Here is a 15767-nt window from a genome sequence, read left to right as displayed (position 1 = left end):
CGTATCAGTCCTTCGGGAGCGGCGCGGGGCCGGGCAACGGCAGCCGCACCCCCGCGATGACGTACTCCTCGTAGCCGCCCGGGAAGACGAACCGGGTCATCAGGTCGGCGAAGCCCACGTCGCGGTAGAGATGGCGGGCCACCGTGGGGGCGTCGTGCGTGGACAGCACGGCGGTTCGCTCCGGGCGGCCCTCGCACAGCGCGTGGATCATGCGCCGCCCGACGCCCTTGCCCTGGTACTCGGGGCGTACGTGGATCTCGGCGATCTCCAGGGCGTCGCCGAACCACTCGTCGGCCACCACCGGCCCCGCCCGGTCCTGCAGGCCGCCGCGGACGACGTCGTGCCACCACTGGCCGGGGCCGCCGTGGAAGCCGTACGCGAAGCCGGCGATGCCGGGGCCCTGTGGGTCCTCGGCGAGGACGCAGGCGAAGTCGGGATAACCGGCGTGGTTGCGCATGATCGCCATGCGGCCCGCGAGCTGGTCCGACGGCGGCCGCATGGCGTCCGTGTAGATCTCCAGCACGGTGTCCAGCACCGCCCTGAACGTGTCGGGCCCCACCCGGCGCAGTCGGATCACGCGTCGCACACTAGCAAAGCGCCGCCAGGCCGGCCGCGGACGTCATTCGACCTCGGCGGGGGTGCCCCCGGTGATCCGTACGAGCTCGTCGAAGGAGGTGGGGAAGACCGAGTGCGGATGCCCGGCGGCGGCCCACACGACCTCGTGCTTGCCCAGCCAGGTGTCCACGAGCGTCCGCACGGGCGCCGGGTGCCCGACCGGGGCCACGCCGCCGATGGGCTGCCCGGTGTGCTCCCGGACGAACTCCGGCGTCGCCCTGCGCACCTTCGCCGCTCCGACGAGCCGCGCGATCAGGTCGGTGTTCACGCGATGGGCGCCGCTGGTCAGCACCAGCAGCGGCGCGCCGTCCGCGTCGAAGATCAGGCTGTTGGCGATCGCGCCGATCTCGCAGCCGAGCTGGGCCGCCGCCGTGGCGGCCGTCGGCGCGGCGTCGTCGAGCACGACGACCTCACCGGTCACCTGCCGCTCCCGCAGGGCCTGCTCGACTCGGGCGACGTTCGGATGCAACTTTTCCGGCACCCGGCCACTCTAAACGGATTGCCAGGACAGACGCGGCCGATTATCGCCACTTGTGATCACACGGCTCGCAATCGGACCGTAAGGTGAGTCCTTTGTTAGGAATCAGGCTTATGAGGGGTTGGTCATGATGAGAGGTCGACGGCGACCGGCCGCGGCCATGCTCGTCGCGATGGGGGCCGTGGCGTTCGCGACGGCCGGGGTCGCCGGCCCGGCGCGGGCCGGCGCCGCCGTTCCGGCGGGAGCCGTGACGTACGCGACGACCGGCCTCGCCGGCGCGGCGCCGGTGTCCGGCGCGCGGACGGTCGCGGCGCGGGTGGCCGGAGCGCGGGGAGCCCTGCCGGGACGGGCCGGATACCCGCCGTTCGAGGCGCCGGGCAAGACGCTCAGGCTCGGGGCGAAGGGCGCCGCCGTGAAGGCGCTGCAGGCCCGGCTCAAGGAGCTCGGCTACGTGCCCGGCAGCGCCGACGGCCGGTACGGCGGGGCCACGCTGACGGCGGTCTGGGCGTTCCAGAAGGTGCAGGGGATCAAGCCGACCAGCACGGTCGCCGCCCGCACCTGGAGGGCGCTGGAGAACCCCCGCGCGCCCCGGGTCCTCGTGCCCCGCGGAAAGGCCACCCGGGTCGAGGTGGACCTGACCAAACAGGTGATGGTTCTGTATCGTTCCGGCGTCCCGGTGCTGATCAGTCACATCTCCAGCGGCAGCGGCGTTCCCTACACCGAGTACGCCGTGTGGAACGGCAAGAGGCAGGTCTTCTCCGGCAGCGCCCGCACGCCGACCGGCGACTACAAGACCACATGGCGGGCCAGGGGCTGGCACCGGTCCTACCTGGGGCAGCTCTACAACCCGATCTTCTTCAACGGCGGGATCGCCCTCCACGGCGCGCTGTCGGTGCCGCTCTATCCGGCGTCGCACGGCTGTGTACGGCTGCCGATGAACGTCGCCGGGATCCTTCCGGGCATGCTCGGCAAGGGAGTTCCCGTGCACGTCAGAGGTGCTTTCCGGCGATAACCCGCGGACCCGAGGGCCCCGCGCGACGTGTTCGCGCGGGGCCCTTCGTCGTACGGGTCCCTGCCAGTCCTCGAACCCTTGTTCGTTGACATCCTTGACAGGGGGAATGGTCGAATCTATGTTCGATGGTGTGGGCGCGGGACTCGCGGCCTGCGCCCACACCGTCGGATCCGTGCCTACGTCGTCGGCGGAGACGGATGCGGCACGGCCCGCGGCGTGGGCCGGACGGGGAGAGGGGAAGCTCCTCGTCCGGCCGCCCACGGGAGCGTGAGAAAGCCGCGTGATCCCGGTGGTGCCCGGGATTACGCGGCCGATCGAAATTGTCGGTGCTGTCTGCGACTGTGAAGTCACCGGCGGCCTTCGCCGGATGCCACGACTCAAGGAGGCGGGCATGACTGAAGAGAACGGCGATCAGCGGACCGGGCCCCGGCTTCCGCAGGCGGTCCTGGCGCGTCTCGCGGACGCCAGGGCGTGCCTCGCCGACGCAACCGTCGGGCCCACGCCCGCGGACCGCTACGTGTCGGCCCATCTCGCGGCGCTGCGCGCGGCCGCCGGGATCCTCGCCGCGCGTCCCCGTCCGATGGACGGACGCAGGCGGCGGCTGCGCAGCGCCTGGGAACTGCTCCCCGAGGTCGAGCCGAAGCTCGCGGACTGGGCGGCCTACTTCGCGATGAGCGCGACCAAGCGAGCGGCGGTCGAGGCCGGAATGGTCCGGGCCGTCACTCAGAACGACGCAGACGAGATCATAGCGGAAGCGGACAGGTTCGTCGGCGAGGTCGAGTCGATCCTCGGCCTGCCCGGCCGCCCCACCCTCCCCATGGCCGGCTGACGGCGCTGCAAGGGCGCCCAGGGTCCGCCGGCGGCCGGGTGCGGCCTCAGACGGGATCGCGCTCCAGAGGGCAGCTCATGCAGCGGGGCCCGCCGCGCCCGCGGCCGAGCTCGCTGCCCCGGATCGGGATGACCTCGATGCCGTGCCTGCGCAGGTGGTTGTTGGTCGTGGTGTTGCGCTCGTAGGCGACGACGACTCCCGGCTCCAGGGCCAGCACGTTGCAGCCGTCGTCCCACTGCTCGCGCTCGGCCGCGTGCACGTCCTGCGTCGGCGTGAGGACCTTGATGTCGTCCAGGCCGAGGGCCCGCGCGATCGCTCGGTGCATGTCCTCGGGCGGATGGTCGGTGACCTTCAGTTCCTTGTCGGTGTCGCCCGGCTCCACCGTGTACGACGGCAGCATGCCGAGCCCGGCGTACTTGGTGAACACCCCCACGTCGACGTTGGTCATCACGGTGTCGAGGTGCATGAACGCGCGGGTCTTGGGGAGGTCGAGCGCCACGATGCGGGTCGCCGCGCCCGCCCGGAAGAGCTTGGTCGCCAGCATCTCGACCGCCTGCGGCTGGGTGCGCTCGCTCATCCCGACGAGCACGACGCCGTCGCCGAGCACCAGCACGTCACCGCCCTCGATGGTGGCGGGGGCCATGCGGGTGCCGTCGTACCAGACGTCGAACCCCCCGCCGGACGGGTCGCCGTAGCCCGGGGCGAACATCGGGTGCCACCGGTAGACCGCCTCGAAGTTGAGGGTCTCGCGCCTGCGCGCCTTCTTGCGCATCGCGTTGATGGACACCCCGCCGTACACCCAGCAGGAGGTGTCGCGGGCGAACAGGTGGTTGGGCAGCGGCGGGAGGACGAAGTCGTCCATGCCGAGCGCGTGGAAGACGACGGACCCCGGGTCGCAGCCCAGTTCCATGATCTCGCGCTTGGTGATCCCGCCGGTCAGGTACGGCGCGAGCGCGGCTCCGTCGAGGGCGTCCAGCGTGTTGCGGATCGCGTCGGCGGTCAGCGGGCCGAACCAGTGCTCGTCGACGCTGCCGTCCAGGATGTGCTTGCGCGCGTCGGGCACCTCGATCGCCTCCCGCAGGAGGTCGCCGAGGTGGTGCACCGTGACGCCGCGCGCCGTGAGCACCTCGCACCACTCCCGGTGCTCCTCCAGCGCGCGGTGCACCCAGAGCACGTCGTCGAAGAGCAGGCCGTCCTTGTTGCCGGGGGTGAGCCGCTTGAGCGCCAGTTCGGGGATGTCGACCAGGACCTGGCGGAGCCTGCCCACCTCCGAGCCCACGAAAAAAGTCATGTCCTGCCTATCCCCCTATGACAGGAATCACTCGTGACGCGGCTCCCCGGCGTGCGGAGGCCGATGGGGGGCCGCCGCGGCGGCCCGGTGGTCGGAGGGAACGGCCGGGAGGAGTGGTCAGAAGGACTCGACGGCGCGGCGGGCCTCGGCGTCGAGCACGCCCCAGTTGATGAACTCCTCGGTCAGCTCGACGGGTGACTTGTCGTAGATGACCGCCAGCGAGCGCAGGTCCTCCTGCCGGATGGACAGCACCTTGCCGTTGTAGTCACCACGCTGGCTCTGGATCGTGGCCGCGTAGCGGGCCAGCGGACCGGCCTTGTCCTTCGGCAGCTGCGACAGCCGCTCCAGGTCGATGACCAGCTTGGGAGCCGGGGCGAGCGGACTGGGAGCGGCCCCGCCCGGCAGCAACTCGGAGACCGGCACCCCGTAGAAGTCCGCGAGCTCGGCGAGCTTCTGCACGGTCACCGCGCGGTCGCCCCGCTCGTAGGAGCCCACGACGACGGCCTTCCACCGGCCACGGGACTTCTCCTCGACACCGTGCAGGGACAGCCCCTGCTGGGTCCGGATGGCGCGCAGGCGCGCGCCCAGCGACTTGGCGTAGTCAGACGGCATCGTGTGGCCCCCGGCTTTCTATGTCTCTTCTCACTTGATTGTGCGTCCTTGTCCCAAGCGTTCCGAACACCGGGGCTGGCACCGGCCCCGGCACCTTCGGTGACCGCTGCGTCGGGTTTTACCCAGGAAGGTCGCGTGTTGTGGTTACGGACAGTGACGGTAAAGCCGACACTCCCAAAGGTCAAGCTGATTGGAAAAAAGAGCGCCAAACAGTGCTCTCACCGAAATCCCCGACACCCGATGTGATGCGGCTTCCGATCCTCCGGGGATCCGGGGCGGACGCCGCCTCCCCGGCGTATCACCCCTGGCGGGAGGGGGGATGGCGGAGGGCCCTGATACTCTAAGCAGACCTGACACCCTTTTAAGACCCGTCCCGTGAGGCGGGAAAGGTGGTGACTTTTTCATGTCCGATGTCCAAAATCAGGCCCGTGCCGTCCTGGAGGGGCCCGACATCCACCGGGCGCTCACGCGGATCGCGCACGAGATCCTGGAACGGACGAGAGGCGCCGAGAGCGTCGTCCTGCTCGGCATCCCCACCCGCGGTGCCACCCTGGCCCAGCGGATCGCCGGCCGGATCGCGCAGTTCGAGGGGATCAAGGTCCCCGTCGGCGCGATCGACATCACGATGTACCGCGACGACCTACGCCTGCGTCCGGCGCGCCCGCTCGGCCGCACCGAGCTTCCCCCGGACGGCGTGGACGGCAGGACCGTCGTCCTCGTGGACGACGTGCTCTTCTCCGGGCGTACGGTGCGCGCCGCGCTCGACGCGCTGAACGACGTGGGCAGGCCCCGGGCGGTCCAGCTCGCCACGCTGGTGGACCGCGGCCACCGGGAGCTGCCGATCCGCGCCGACTACGTCGGCAAGAACCTGCCGACCTCCAAAAGCGAGAAGGTCAAGGTCTTCCTGGAGGAGACGGACGGGCGCGACGCGGTCGTGCTCATCAAGGGGGACGACCGATGAAGCCGCACCTGCTCTCGACCGGCGACCTCACCCGCGACGACGCCCTCCTCATCCTCGACACGGCGGAGGAGCTCGCCCGGGTCTCGCAGCGGTCGATCAAGAAACTGCCGACGCTGCGCGGCCGGACGGTGGTGAACCTCTTCTTCGAGGACTCCACCCGGACCCGCATCTCCTTCGAGGCCGCGGCCAAGCGCCTGTCGGCCGATGTGATCAATTTCTCGGCCAAGGGGTCGAGCGTGTCCAAGGGCGAGTCGCTGAAGGACACCGCGCTCACCCTGGAGGCCATGGGCGCCGACGCCGTGGTGATCCGGCACAGCGCCTCGGGCGCGCCGCACCGCCTGGCCAACTGGGTGCGCGGCAGCGTGGTGAACGCCGGCGACGGCACCCACGAGCACCCGACGCAGGCGCTGCTCGACGCGTTCAGCATCCGCCGCAGGCTCGGCCGGCTCGACGGACTGAAGATCTCGATCGTCGGCGACGTGCTGCACAGCCGGGTCGCCCGGTCGAACGTGCTGCTGCTGCACACGCTCGGCGCGGACGTCACGCTCGTCGCGCCGCCCACCCTGCTGCCGGTGGCGGTGGAGAGCTGGCCCTGCCAGGTCTCGTACGACCTCGACGCCGTGCTGCCGAAGTCGGACGTCGTGATGATGCTGCGGGTCCAGCTCGAACGCATGAACGCGGCCTACTTCCCCTCGGCGCGGGAGTACAGCCGCCGCTACGGCCTCGACCGCGACCGCTTCGCCCGCCTGCACGACGACGCGATCGTCATGCACCCCGGGCCGATGAACCGCGGCATGGAGATCTCCGCGGAGGTCGCCGACTCGCCGCGCTCGACGATCGTCGAGCAGGTCGGCAACGGCGTCACCGTCCGGATGGCCGTCCTCTACCTGCTGCTCGGCGGTTCCGAGCCCGCCATCGGAGGCGCCGAATGAACGCGTACGACCTTCACGAGGGAGCTGTGACCACCATCCTCATCAGGGGCGCCCGCATCCTGGGCGGCGCCCCGCGCGACATCCTGCTGCGCGACGGCGTCGTGGCCGAGATCGGCGACCTCGCGGGCGCCGAGGCAGGCCAGACGATCGACGCCGCCGGGCTGGTCGCCCTGCCCGGCCTCGTCGACCTGCACACCCATCTGCGCGAGCCGGGCCGGGAGGACGCCGAGACCGTCGAGACCGGCACCCAGGCCGCGGCGCGCGGCGGATACACCGCCGTCCACGCGATGGCCAACACCTCCCCGGTGGCCGACACCGCCGGGGTGGTCGAGCAGGTCTGGCGGCTCGGCCAGGAGTCCGGCCACTGCGACGTCCAGCCCGTCGGCGCGGTGACCTCCGGCCTGGAGGGCCGCCAGCTCGCCGAACTCGGCGCGATGGCCGACTCCGCGGCCCGCGTCCGGGTCTTCTCCGACGACGGGAAGTGCGTCTCGGACGCGGTGCTGATGCGCCGGGCGCTGGAGTACGTCAAGGCGTTCGACGGCGTGGTCGCCCAGCACGCCCAGGAGCCCCGGCTGACCGAGGGCGCCCAGCTCAACGAGGGGGAGGTGTCGGCCAGGCTCGGCCTGACCGGCTGGCCGGCCGTCGCCGAGGAGGCGATCATCGCCCGCGACTGCCTGCTCGCCGCGCACGTCGGCTCCCGGCTGCACGTCTGTCACGTCTCCACCGCGGGCTCCGTCGAGATCATCCGGTGGGCCAAGTCGAAGGGCTGGGACGTGACCGCCGAGGTCACCCCGCACCACCTGCTGCTGACCGACTCCTGCGCGGAGACCTCGCCGCTCGGGCCGTACAACCCGATCTACAAGGTGAACCCGCCGCTGCGCACCGCCGAGGACGTGCGCGCGCTGCGCGAGGCCCTCGCCGACGGCACGATCGACTGCGTGGCCACCGACCACGCCCCCCACCCGGTCGAGGACAAGGAGACCGAGTGGGCCGCGGCGGCGATGGGCATGATCGGCCTGGAGACGGCCCTGCCGGTGGTCCAGGAGGCCATGGTCGAGACCGGGCTGCTCGACTGGGCCGGCGTCGCCGACCGCATGTCCGCGCGGCCGGCCAGGATCGGCCGCCTGTCCGGGCACGGCCGGCCCATCGAGCCCGGCGCGCCCGCCAACGTCACCCTGTACGACCCGTCGGTCCGGCGGCCCGTCGACCCCACCGCGATGGCGTCGAAGAGCCGGAACACCCCGTACGAGGGGATGACCCTGCCCGGCCGCGTGGTCGCCACGTTCCTGCGCGGCCGCCCCACCGTTCTCGAAGGGAAGCTCGTATGACAGCCCTGCTGGTTCTCGAGGACGGACGCGTCTTCGAGGGAACGCCGTACGGCGCCGTGGGCGAGACGTTCGGCGAGATGGTCTTCAACACCGGCATGACCGGCTACCAGGAGACCCTCACCGACCCCTCCTACCACCGCCAGATCGTGGCGATGACCGCCCCCCACATCGGCAACACCGGCGTGAACGATGAGGACCCCGAGTCCCGCCGCGTCTGGGTCGCGGGCTACGTGGTGCGCGAGCCGTCGCGGATCCCGTCGAACTGGCGCTCCCGCCGGACGCTCGACGAGTACCTGCGCGAGCAGGGCGTCGTCGGCATCGCCATGTCCGGCACCCGGGCCCTCACCCGCCACCTGCGCGAGCGCGGCGCGATGCGCGCCGGTGTCTTCAGCGAGGGCGGCGACGTCGCCGAGCTGGTCGAGCGCGTGCGGCGCTCGCCCGGCATGGAGGGCGCCGACCTCGCCCGCGAGGTAAGCACGCCCGAGCCGTACGTCGTGCCGGCGCGCGGGCGCAAGCGCTTCACCGTCGCCGCGGTCGACCTCGGCATCAAGGCGATGACCCCGGAGCGGATGGCCGAGCGGGGCTGCGAGGTGCACGTGCTTCCCGCCACCGCCGGCGCCGCCGACATCCTCGCCCTCGGCCCCGACGGCGTCTTCTTCTCCAACGGCCCCGGCGACCCCGCCGCGGCCGGGTACGCGGTCGAGTCGCTGCGTGAGGTGCTGGACGCGAGCGTGCCGTTCTTCGGCATCTGCTTCGGCAACCAGATCCTCGGCCGGGCGCTCGGCCTCGGCACCTACAAGCTGCGGTACGGCCACCGCGGCGTGAACCAGCCGGTGCAGGACCGCAGGACCGGCAAGGTCGAGATCTCCGCGCACAACCACGGCTTCGCCGTGCAGGCGCCGCTCGACGGGCCCTTCGAGACGCCGTACGGCGCGGCCGAGGTCAGCCACGTCAACCTCAACGACGACTGCGTGGAGGGGCTGCGCCTGCTGGACCGTCCCGCGTTCAGCGTCCAGTACCACCCCGAGGCGGCGGCCGGCCCGCACGACGCGGCCTACCTGTTCGACGAGTTCTGCGAGATCATGAGCAAGAAGGGGGCCAAGGGTGCCTAAGCGTACGGACATCAGGTCCGTCATGGTGATCGGCTCCGGCCCGATCGTCATCGGACAGGCGTGCGAGTTCGACTACTCGGGCACCCAGGCCTGCCGGGTCCTGCGCAGCGAGGGCTTCCGGGTCGTCCTGGTCAACAGCAATCCGGCCACGATCATGACGGACCCCGAGTTCGCCGACGCCACCTACGTCGAGCCGATCACGCCGGACATCGTCGAGAAGATCATCGCCAAGGAGCGGCCCGACGCGCTGCTGCCCACGCTGGGCGGCCAGACGGCGCTGAACACGGCGGTGGCGCTGCACGAGGCGGGGGTCCTCGGCAAGTACGGCGTCGAGCTGATCGGCGCCGACATCGACGCCATCCAGGCGGGGGAGAACCGCGAGCGGTTCAAGGAGATCGTCGCGAAGGTGGCCGCCGAGCACGGCCTCAACGCCGAGTCGGCGCGCAGCGCGATCTGCCACACGATGGACGAGTGCCTGCGCGCGGCGGACGAGCTGGGCTACCCGGTCGTCGTCCGCCCGAGCTTCACGATGGGCGGCGCCGGGTCCGGCTTCGCGCACGACGAGGAGGAGCTGCGCCGCATCGCGGGCGCCGGCCTCGACGCGTCCCCGACCACCGAGGTGCTCCTGGAGGAGTCGATCCTCGGCTGGAAGGAGTACGAGCTGGAGGTCATGCGCGACCGCAACGACAACGTGGTCATCGTGTGCTCCATCGAGAACATCGACCCGATGGGCGTCCACACCGGTGACAGCGTGACCGTGGCGCCCGCGCTGACGCTGACCGACCGCGAGTACCAGAACATGCGCGACGTCGCGATCGCGGTCATCCGCGAGGTCGGCGTCGACACCGGCGGCTGCAACATCCAGTTCGCGGTCGACCCGGCGACCGGCCGGATGATCGTCATCGAGATGAACCCGCGCGTGTCGCGGTCGTCGGCGCTGGCGTCGAAGGCCACCGGCTTCCCGATCGCCAAGATCGCCGCCAAGCTGGCGATCGGCTACACCCTCGACGAGATCCCCAACGACATCACCAAGGAGACCCCGGCGTCGTTCGAGCCGTCGCTCGACTACATCGTGGTCAAGGTGCCGAGGTTCGCGTTCGAGAAGTTCGCCGGGGCCGACGAGACGCTGACCACCCACATGAAGTCGGTCGGCGAGGCGATGGCGATCGGCCGTTCGTTCCCCGAGGCGCTGCAGAAGGCGCTGCGGTCGATGGAGAAGAAGGGGTCGTCGTTCACCTGGGCGGGCGAGCCCGGCGACCTGGACGCGCTCCTGGAGGCCTGCCGCAGCCCCCACGACGGGCGGCTGCGCACGATGCAGCAGGCGATCAGGGCGGGCGCCACCCCCGAGCAGGTCCACGAGGCCACCTCGGTCGACCCGTGGTTCGTCGACCAGCTCTTCGCGATCGACGAGGTCGCCCGGTCGATCACCGCGCTCGACCGGCCCACCCTGGACACGGCCAAGCGGCACGGCTTCAGCGACGCGCAGATCGCCGAGATCCTCGGCGTGGCCGAGGCCGAGGTGCGCTCCACCCGGCACGAGCTGGGCCTGCGGCCCGTCTACAACACCGTGGACACCTGCGCCGCCGAGTTCGCCGCGCGCACGCCCTACCTCTACTCCACGTACGACGAGGAGACCGAGGTGCCGGTGGGGGACCGGCCCAAGGTGATCATCCTGGGCAGCGGGCCCAACCGCATCGGCCAGGGAATCGAGTTCGACTACGCCTGCGTCCACGCGTCGTTCGAGCTGGCCAAGGCCGGCTACGAGACCGTCATGGTCAACTGCAACCCCGAGACCGTCTCGACCGACTACGACACCTCCGACCGGCTCTACTTCGAGCCGCTCACGCTGGAGGACGTGCTGGAGGTCGTGCACGCCGAGCGGGAGACCGGGCCGGTCGCGGGAGTGATCGTCCAACTCGGCGGCCAGACGCCGCTGGGCCTCGCGCAGGCGCTCAAGGACGCCGGGGTGCCGGTGGTCGGCACCTCGCCGGAGTCGATCCACCTCGCCGAGGACCGCGGGGCGTTCGGCCGGGTCCTGTCCGAGGCCGGGCTGACGGCGCCCAAGCACGGCACCGCGACGACCGTGGACGAGGCGAAGGCGGTCGCCGAGGAGATCGGCTACCCCGTGCTCGTACGGCCGTCGTACGTCCTCGGCGGGGCCGGGATGGCCATCGTGTACGACGAGGACACGCTCGCGACCTACATGGCCCGGGCGGCCTCTGAGCACCCGGTGCTGATCGACCGGTTCCTCGACGACGCCATCGAGATCGACGTGGACGCGCTGTTCGACGGCGAGGAGCTCTATCTCGGCGGCGTCATGGAGCACATCGAGGAGGCCGGCATCCACTCCGGCGACTCGGCCTGCGCGCTGCCCCCGATCACACTGGGCGGCTACGACGTCAAGCGCATCCGCGCCGCCACCGAGGCCATCGCCCGCGGCGTCGGCGTGCGCGGCCTGCTGAACGTCCAGTACGCGCTGGCCGCGAACGTGCTGTACGTCCTGGAGGCCAACCCCAGGGCCAGCCGTACGGTGCCGTTCGTGTCCAAGGCGACGGCGGTGCCGCTGGCCAAGGCCGCGGCCCGGCTGACGATGGGCGCCACGATCGCCGAGCTGCGCGCCGAGGGCATGCTGCCGGAGGGCTACGACGGCGGCACACTGCCGCTGGACGCGCCGGTCGCGGTGAAGGAGGCGGTGCTGCCGTTCAACCGGTTCCGCGGCGTCGACACCGTCCTCGGGCCGGAGATGCGCTCGACCGGCGAGGTCATGGGCATCGACGAGTTCTTCGGCACGGCCTACGCCAAGTCGCAGTCGGCCGCGTACGGCGCGCTGCCCACCAAGGGCCGGGCGTTCGTCTCGGTGGCGAACAAGGACAAGCGGGCCGCGATCTTCCCGGTGAAGGCGCTGGCGGACCTCGGGTTCGAGATCCTCGCCACGGAGGGCACCGCGGAGGTGCTGCGCCGCAACGGCGTCCGTGCCAGGATCGTGCGCAAGCACAGCGAGGGGACGGGCCCCGGCGGCGAGCCGACGATCGTGCGGCGCATCCTCGACGGGGAGGTGGACCTCATCGTGAACACCCCGTTCGGCAGCCCCGGCCAGTCCGGGCCGCGCCTGGACGGCTACGAGATCCGCACCGCCGCCGTCAACCGCGGCATCGCCTGCATCACCACCGTCCAGGGCCTGGCCGCCGCGGTCCAGGGCATCCAGCAACTCGTCCGGGGCGACATCGACGTGCGTTCCCTCCAGGAACACGCCAGGAGGCTGCGAGACTAGCCCCGGGACAGCGGAGGGCGCCATGAGCGCGGAGGGCGCGCCGGTGATCTGGACTGAGGAGCGAGGGGAGCGAGGCACGAGCGGCCCGGAGCGACGAGGGAAGACGCCGGCTTAGGCGCCCGTAGCCGCGCGAGCGGAGCGAGCGCCATGAGCAGGGAGGACTTAGTGGCCGGGAGTCCGGTTCAGGTCACGGGAACGGTGCTGACGACGCGCCGGGTGGACGCCTACCATGCGCTCACCGTCGTCGCCCCGGGCATCGCCGACCGGTTCCGGCCCGGCCACTTCGTCACGGTCGCCGTGGGCGGCCGGAACACCTCGATGCTCACCCGGCGGGCCTTCACCGTCCACGACGTGAAGCCGGACTACGGTGGCACGGTGGAGCTCGTCTTCGGCGTGCGCGGCGCGGGGACGGCCTGGCTCGCCGACCTCAGGGTGCGCGACACGCTCGACCTGGTCGGCCCGCTGGGCCGGCCCTTCCCGCTGCCCCGCGACCCCTGCACCTGTGTGCTGGTGGGAGACGAGCACGGCGCGGCGGCGCTGTTCGCGCTGGGCGACGCGCTGCAGCAGCGGGGCTGCCGGGTCGACTTCGTGCTCGGGGCGCCGTCGGCCGACCGGGTCTTCGGCGCGCTGCGGGCCCGCCGGATGGGCGAGACGACCACGCTGACCACCGAGGACGGCTCGCTCGGCATGCGCGGCCGGGTGACCGACGTGCTGCCCGGGGTCATCGCCGACGCGCGGGCCGACGTCGTCTACGCCTGCGGCCCGATGGAGACGCTGCGCGGCGTCACCGCGGTCTCGGCCGAGTTCGGCATCCCGGTGCAGGTCGCCGTGGAGGAGCGGATGGCGTGCGGCATCGGCGTCTGCATGACGTGCGTGGTGCCGGTCATCGGCGACGACGGGGTGACCCGGATGGTCCGCGCCTGTGCCGACGGGCCGGTGTTCCGGGGCGAGCGCGTGCGGTTCGACGACGTCGGAACGATCCCGTTCGACGCGCTCGGCGCGCCAGGCGGACGGCATGCCTGAGCCGAGGCGGGGGCGCCGGCGGTGACGGCCGACCTCCGGACCTATCTGGCGCACGTGGAACTGCCCAACCCGATCCTGACCGCCTCCGGCTGCGGCGGGACCGGCCGTGAGCTGGCCCAGTTCTCCGACGTCCACCGGCTGGGCGCGTTCGTCACCCGGTCGATCACCATGGCCCCGCGCGCGGGACGGCCGACGCCGCGGATGGCCGAGACCCCCTCCGGGCTGCTGAACGCCGTGGGCCTCCAGGGCCCCGGCGTCGAGGCGTTCCTGGAGCGCGAGCTGCCCTGGCTGGCCGAGCGGGGCGCCCGTACGGTCGTGTCGATCGGCGGCGGCACCGTGACCGAGTACACCGCGCTGGCGCGGCGCCTGGCCGGGGTCTCCGGCGTCACCGCCGTGGAGGTCAACCTGTCCTGCCCGAACGTCGAGGACCGCGGCAGGGTGTTCGCCCGCGACGGCTCGGCCGCCGCGGAGGTCGTGGCCTCGGTGCGCGCGGCGACGCCGTACGACGTGCCGGTGATCGCCAAGCTGTCGCCGGACGTGGCGGACGTCGTCGCGGTCGCGCGCGCGTGCGTGGACGGCGGCGCCGACGCCCTCGCGATGATCAACACGCCGGTCGGGATGAGCATCGACGTGGACTCGATGCGCCCCGCGCTCGCCGCCGGCACCGGCGGCCTGTCCGGCCCCGCCGTACGGCCCCTGGCGGTGCGCTGCGTGTGGCAGGTGCACGCGGCGCTGCCCGGGGTGCCGATCGTGGGCATGGGCGGCGTCACGACCGGCAGGGACGCCCTTGAGCTCGTCCTGGCGGGCGCCTGCGCCGTCGCGGTGGGCACGGCCCTGTTCCACGACCCCTACGCCTGCCCGCGCGTCCTGAGGGAGCTGGAGGAGCTTCTGCAGGCGCGCGGGTTCGACCGCCTCGCCGACGTCGTGGGCCTGGCCCACCGCCCGGCGGGCGCGCAACCACGCACACGCACCGATCTGGAGGAGAGTTCGCTTTGACCACGCCCGCCCCCATCGCCGTCGCCCTGGACGCGCCCGACCTGGAGACCGCGGCCCGCTGGGCCGGTCTGGTCACCCCGCACGTCTCCACGGTGAAGGTGGGACTGGAACTTTACCTGCGGTACGGGCCCGATGTGATCGCCTCGGTGCGCGGCGCGAGCGGCGTGCAGGTCTTCCTGGACCTGAAGCTGCACGACATCCCGAACACCGTGGGCGCGGCCGCCAGGGCCGTCGCCCGGCTCAAGCCCACCTACCTGACCGTGCACGCCGCGGGGGGTCCCGCCATGGTCCGGGCGGCCGTCGAGGCGTCCCCCGGCACGCGGATCGCGGCCGTGACGCTCCTGACGTCGCTCTCCGAGGCCGATCTCCGCGAGGTGGGCATCCAGGGACCCCCGGACGACGCCGCGCGCCGTATGGCCGCCGTGGCCGTCGGAGCGGGCGCGCAGGCCCTCGTCTGCTCGCCCCGGGAGGTCGCCGCCGTGCGGGCCGAGGTCGGCCCGGAGATCACGCTCATCACCCCCGGCGTACGGCCCGCGGGCGCTGGAACCCAGGACCAGGCGAGGGTGGCCACCCCCGAGGACGCGGTCGCCCAGGGGGCCGACCTCCTCGTGATCGGGCGGCCCATCACCGGGGCGCCCGACCCCGGCGCCGCCGCCGCCGCGATCGCCGCCGCGCTGCGCCGGGTGCGCCCTGTGAGCACCCCGTGAGCACCCCCTGAAAGTCCCTGAACGTCTCATCGGGCCCGTGACGAAGCGTCATCCGTTCCGGGCCTGCTGAGGCGGTTTTGATCTACCCAGAGTAACTTTTCCAATACCGGAAGTAGTAAAATCAATTTTATGGTCCGAGAAACCTCTCTTGACGTTGCCGTTACGGCCAAGACCAGCTAGTTTCCCCTCCCGTCCGAGTACATCGACAAGAAATTCGAGGTGACCCGGCGTGGCTCTTCCTCCCCTGACCCCCGAGCAGCGCGCCGCAGCTCTTGAGAAGGCTGCCAAGGCACGCAAGGAGCGTGCCGAGGTCAAGAACCGGCTCAAGCACGGCGCGGTTTCTCTGGCTGAGGTGCTGAAGGATGGGCAGACCGACGACGTCATCGGCAAGATGAAGGTCTCGGCTCTGCTGGAGTCGCTCCCTGGCGTCGGCAAGGTCCGCGCCAAGCAGCTCATGGAGCGCCTTGGTATCGCCGAATCCCGCCGTGTGCGGGGTCTCGGCGCCAACCAGCGCGCCTCCCTTGAGCGCGAGTTCGGCGGCGCCGAGAGCTGATCTCGGCGGCGTACGAACGAGTTCACGGGGGTACGGAGTGACCGAAA

General features: G+C 71.7%; 15 protein-coding genes. 11 read left to right on the top strand and 4 right to left on the bottom strand.

The annotated features are described in order from the left end of the window. Positions 1 to 4: 4 nt before the first annotated feature. Positions 5 to 577, bottom strand: a complete 573-nt coding sequence (locus tag FED44_RS30260) for a GNAT family N-acetyltransferase (protein ID WP_138462824.1) — start codon at positions 575 to 577, stop codon at positions 5 to 7. Between the two features lie 42 nt (positions 578 to 619). Next, entirely contained in the window at positions 620 to 1096 is a 477-nt protein-coding gene (locus FED44_RS30255; protein ID WP_138462823.1) for a YbaK/EbsC family protein, read from the bottom strand. Between the two features lie 124 nt (positions 1097 to 1220). On the opposite strand from FED44_RS30255, the gene FED44_RS30250 reads away from it, so the two are divergent. Together FED44_RS30250 and FED44_RS30245 are read left to right on the top strand one after the other, a co-directional pair. Then, positions 1221 to 2105: a L,D-transpeptidase family protein gene (locus tag FED44_RS30250; protein WP_244302386.1), complete on the top strand. Its 885-nt coding sequence runs from the start codon at positions 1221 to 1223 to the stop codon at positions 2103 to 2105. 391 nt (positions 2106 to 2496) lie between these two features. Continuing rightward, the gene (locus tag FED44_RS30245; protein ID WP_117408560.1) at positions 2497 to 2934 is read left to right on the top strand and encodes an SAV_6107 family HEPN domain-containing protein; all 438 of its coding nucleotides are present in this window, start codon (positions 2497 to 2499) and stop codon (positions 2932 to 2934) included. Positions 2935 to 2980: 46 nt separating this feature from the next. On the opposite strand, the gene FED44_RS30240 is transcribed toward FED44_RS30245, so the two are convergent. Together FED44_RS30240 and bldD are read right to left on the bottom strand one after the other, a co-directional pair. Next, positions 2981 to 4225: an arginine deiminase gene (locus FED44_RS30240; RefSeq protein WP_117408561.1), complete on the bottom strand. Its 1245-nt coding sequence runs from the start codon at positions 4223 to 4225 to the stop codon at positions 2981 to 2983. Positions 4226 to 4342: 117 nt separating this feature from the next. Continuing rightward, complete coding sequence (bldD, locus tag FED44_RS30235; RefSeq protein WP_117408562.1) at positions 4343 to 4837, bottom strand: transcriptional regulator BldD; 495 nt, start codon at positions 4835 to 4837, stop codon at positions 4343 to 4345. Positions 4838 to 5240: 403 nt separating this feature from the next. Between bldD and pyrR the strand changes: the two genes are divergently transcribed. From pyrR to mihF, 9 genes are all read left to right on the top strand, one after another. Beyond that, a complete protein-coding gene (pyrR, locus tag FED44_RS30230) occupies positions 5241 to 5798 on the top strand; it encodes a bifunctional pyr operon transcriptional regulator/uracil phosphoribosyltransferase PyrR (protein ID WP_117408563.1) in 558 nt (185 codons plus the stop codon). Beyond that, the gene (locus FED44_RS30225) at positions 5795 to 6730 is read left to right on the top strand and encodes an aspartate carbamoyltransferase catalytic subunit (RefSeq protein ID WP_117408564.1); all 936 of its coding nucleotides are present in this window, start codon (positions 5795 to 5797) and stop codon (positions 6728 to 6730) included. The genes pyrR and FED44_RS30225 overlap by 4 nt, the downstream gene beginning before the upstream one ends. A 26-nt stretch (positions 6731 to 6756) precedes the next feature. Further along, positions 6757 to 8058: a dihydroorotase gene (locus FED44_RS30220; protein ID WP_117408565.1), complete on the top strand. Its 1302-nt coding sequence runs from the start codon at positions 6757 to 6759 to the stop codon at positions 8056 to 8058. Beyond that, positions 8055 to 9170: a glutamine-hydrolyzing carbamoyl-phosphate synthase small subunit gene (gene carA / locus FED44_RS30215; RefSeq protein ID WP_117408566.1), complete on the top strand. Its 1116-nt coding sequence runs from the start codon at positions 8055 to 8057 to the stop codon at positions 9168 to 9170. The genes FED44_RS30220 and carA overlap by 4 nt, the downstream gene beginning before the upstream one ends. Then, entirely contained in the window at positions 9163 to 12441 is a 3279-nt protein-coding gene (gene carB / locus FED44_RS30210) for a carbamoyl-phosphate synthase large subunit (protein ID WP_117408567.1), read from the top strand. Before carA ends, carB begins: the two co-directional genes overlap by 8 nt. A gap of 165 nt (positions 12442 to 12606) precedes the next feature. Beyond that, a complete protein-coding gene (locus tag FED44_RS30205; RefSeq protein WP_244302385.1) occupies positions 12607 to 13464 on the top strand; it encodes a dihydroorotate dehydrogenase electron transfer subunit in 858 nt (285 codons plus the stop codon). A gap of 21 nt (positions 13465 to 13485) precedes the next feature. Next, positions 13486 to 14460, top strand: a complete 975-nt coding sequence (locus FED44_RS30200) for a dihydroorotate dehydrogenase (RefSeq protein WP_117408569.1) — start codon at positions 13486 to 13488, stop codon at positions 14458 to 14460. Further along, positions 14457 to 15167 (top strand): orotidine-5'-phosphate decarboxylase, encoded by a 711-nt coding sequence (pyrF, locus tag FED44_RS30195; protein ID WP_117408570.1) that lies wholly within the window; start codon positions 14457 to 14459, stop codon positions 15165 to 15167. The genes FED44_RS30200 and pyrF overlap by 4 nt, the downstream gene beginning before the upstream one ends. A gap of 229 nt (positions 15168 to 15396) precedes the next feature. Then, the gene (gene mihF, locus FED44_RS30190; RefSeq protein ID WP_030450375.1) at positions 15397 to 15720 is read left to right on the top strand and encodes an integration host factor, actinobacterial type; all 324 of its coding nucleotides are present in this window, start codon (positions 15397 to 15399) and stop codon (positions 15718 to 15720) included. The last annotated feature ends 47 nt before the right edge of the window (positions 15721 to 15767 follow it).

Source organism: Microbispora triticiradicis (genome assembly GCF_005864065.1).
GTDB lineage: Bacteria > Actinomycetota > Actinomycetes > Streptosporangiales > Streptosporangiaceae > Microbispora > Microbispora triticiradicis.
Note: the sequence above shows the minus strand (reverse complement) of the source record. Positions and strands in the feature narration are given on the sequence as shown.

What these genes read in the sequence shown, in the direction of transcription:
- carA (WP_117408566.1), top strand. Translation starts at nt 8,055, where the DNA reads ATGACAGCCCTGCTGGTTCTCGAGGACGGACGCGTCTTCGAGGGAACG.
- bldD (WP_117408562.1), bottom strand. Translation starts at nt 4,837, where the DNA reads ATGCCGTCTGACTACGCCAAGTCGCTGGGCGCGCGCCTGCGCGCCATC.
- pyrR (WP_117408563.1), top strand. Translation starts at nt 5,241, where the DNA reads ATGTCCGATGTCCAAAATCAGGCCCGTGCCGTCCTGGAGGGGCCCGAC.
- FED44_RS30250 (WP_244302386.1), top strand. Translation starts at nt 1,221, where the DNA reads ATGATGAGAGGTCGACGGCGACCGGCCGCGGCCATGCTCGTCGCGATG.
- FED44_RS30225 (WP_117408564.1), top strand. Translation starts at nt 5,795, where the DNA reads ATGAAGCCGCACCTGCTCTCGACCGGCGACCTCACCCGCGACGACGCC.
- FED44_RS30240 (WP_117408561.1), bottom strand. Translation starts at nt 4,225, where the DNA reads ATGACTTTTTTCGTGGGCTCGGAGGTGGGCAGGCTCCGCCAGGTCCTG.
- FED44_RS30245 (WP_117408560.1), top strand. Translation starts at nt 2,497, where the DNA reads ATGACTGAAGAGAACGGCGATCAGCGGACCGGGCCCCGGCTTCCGCAG.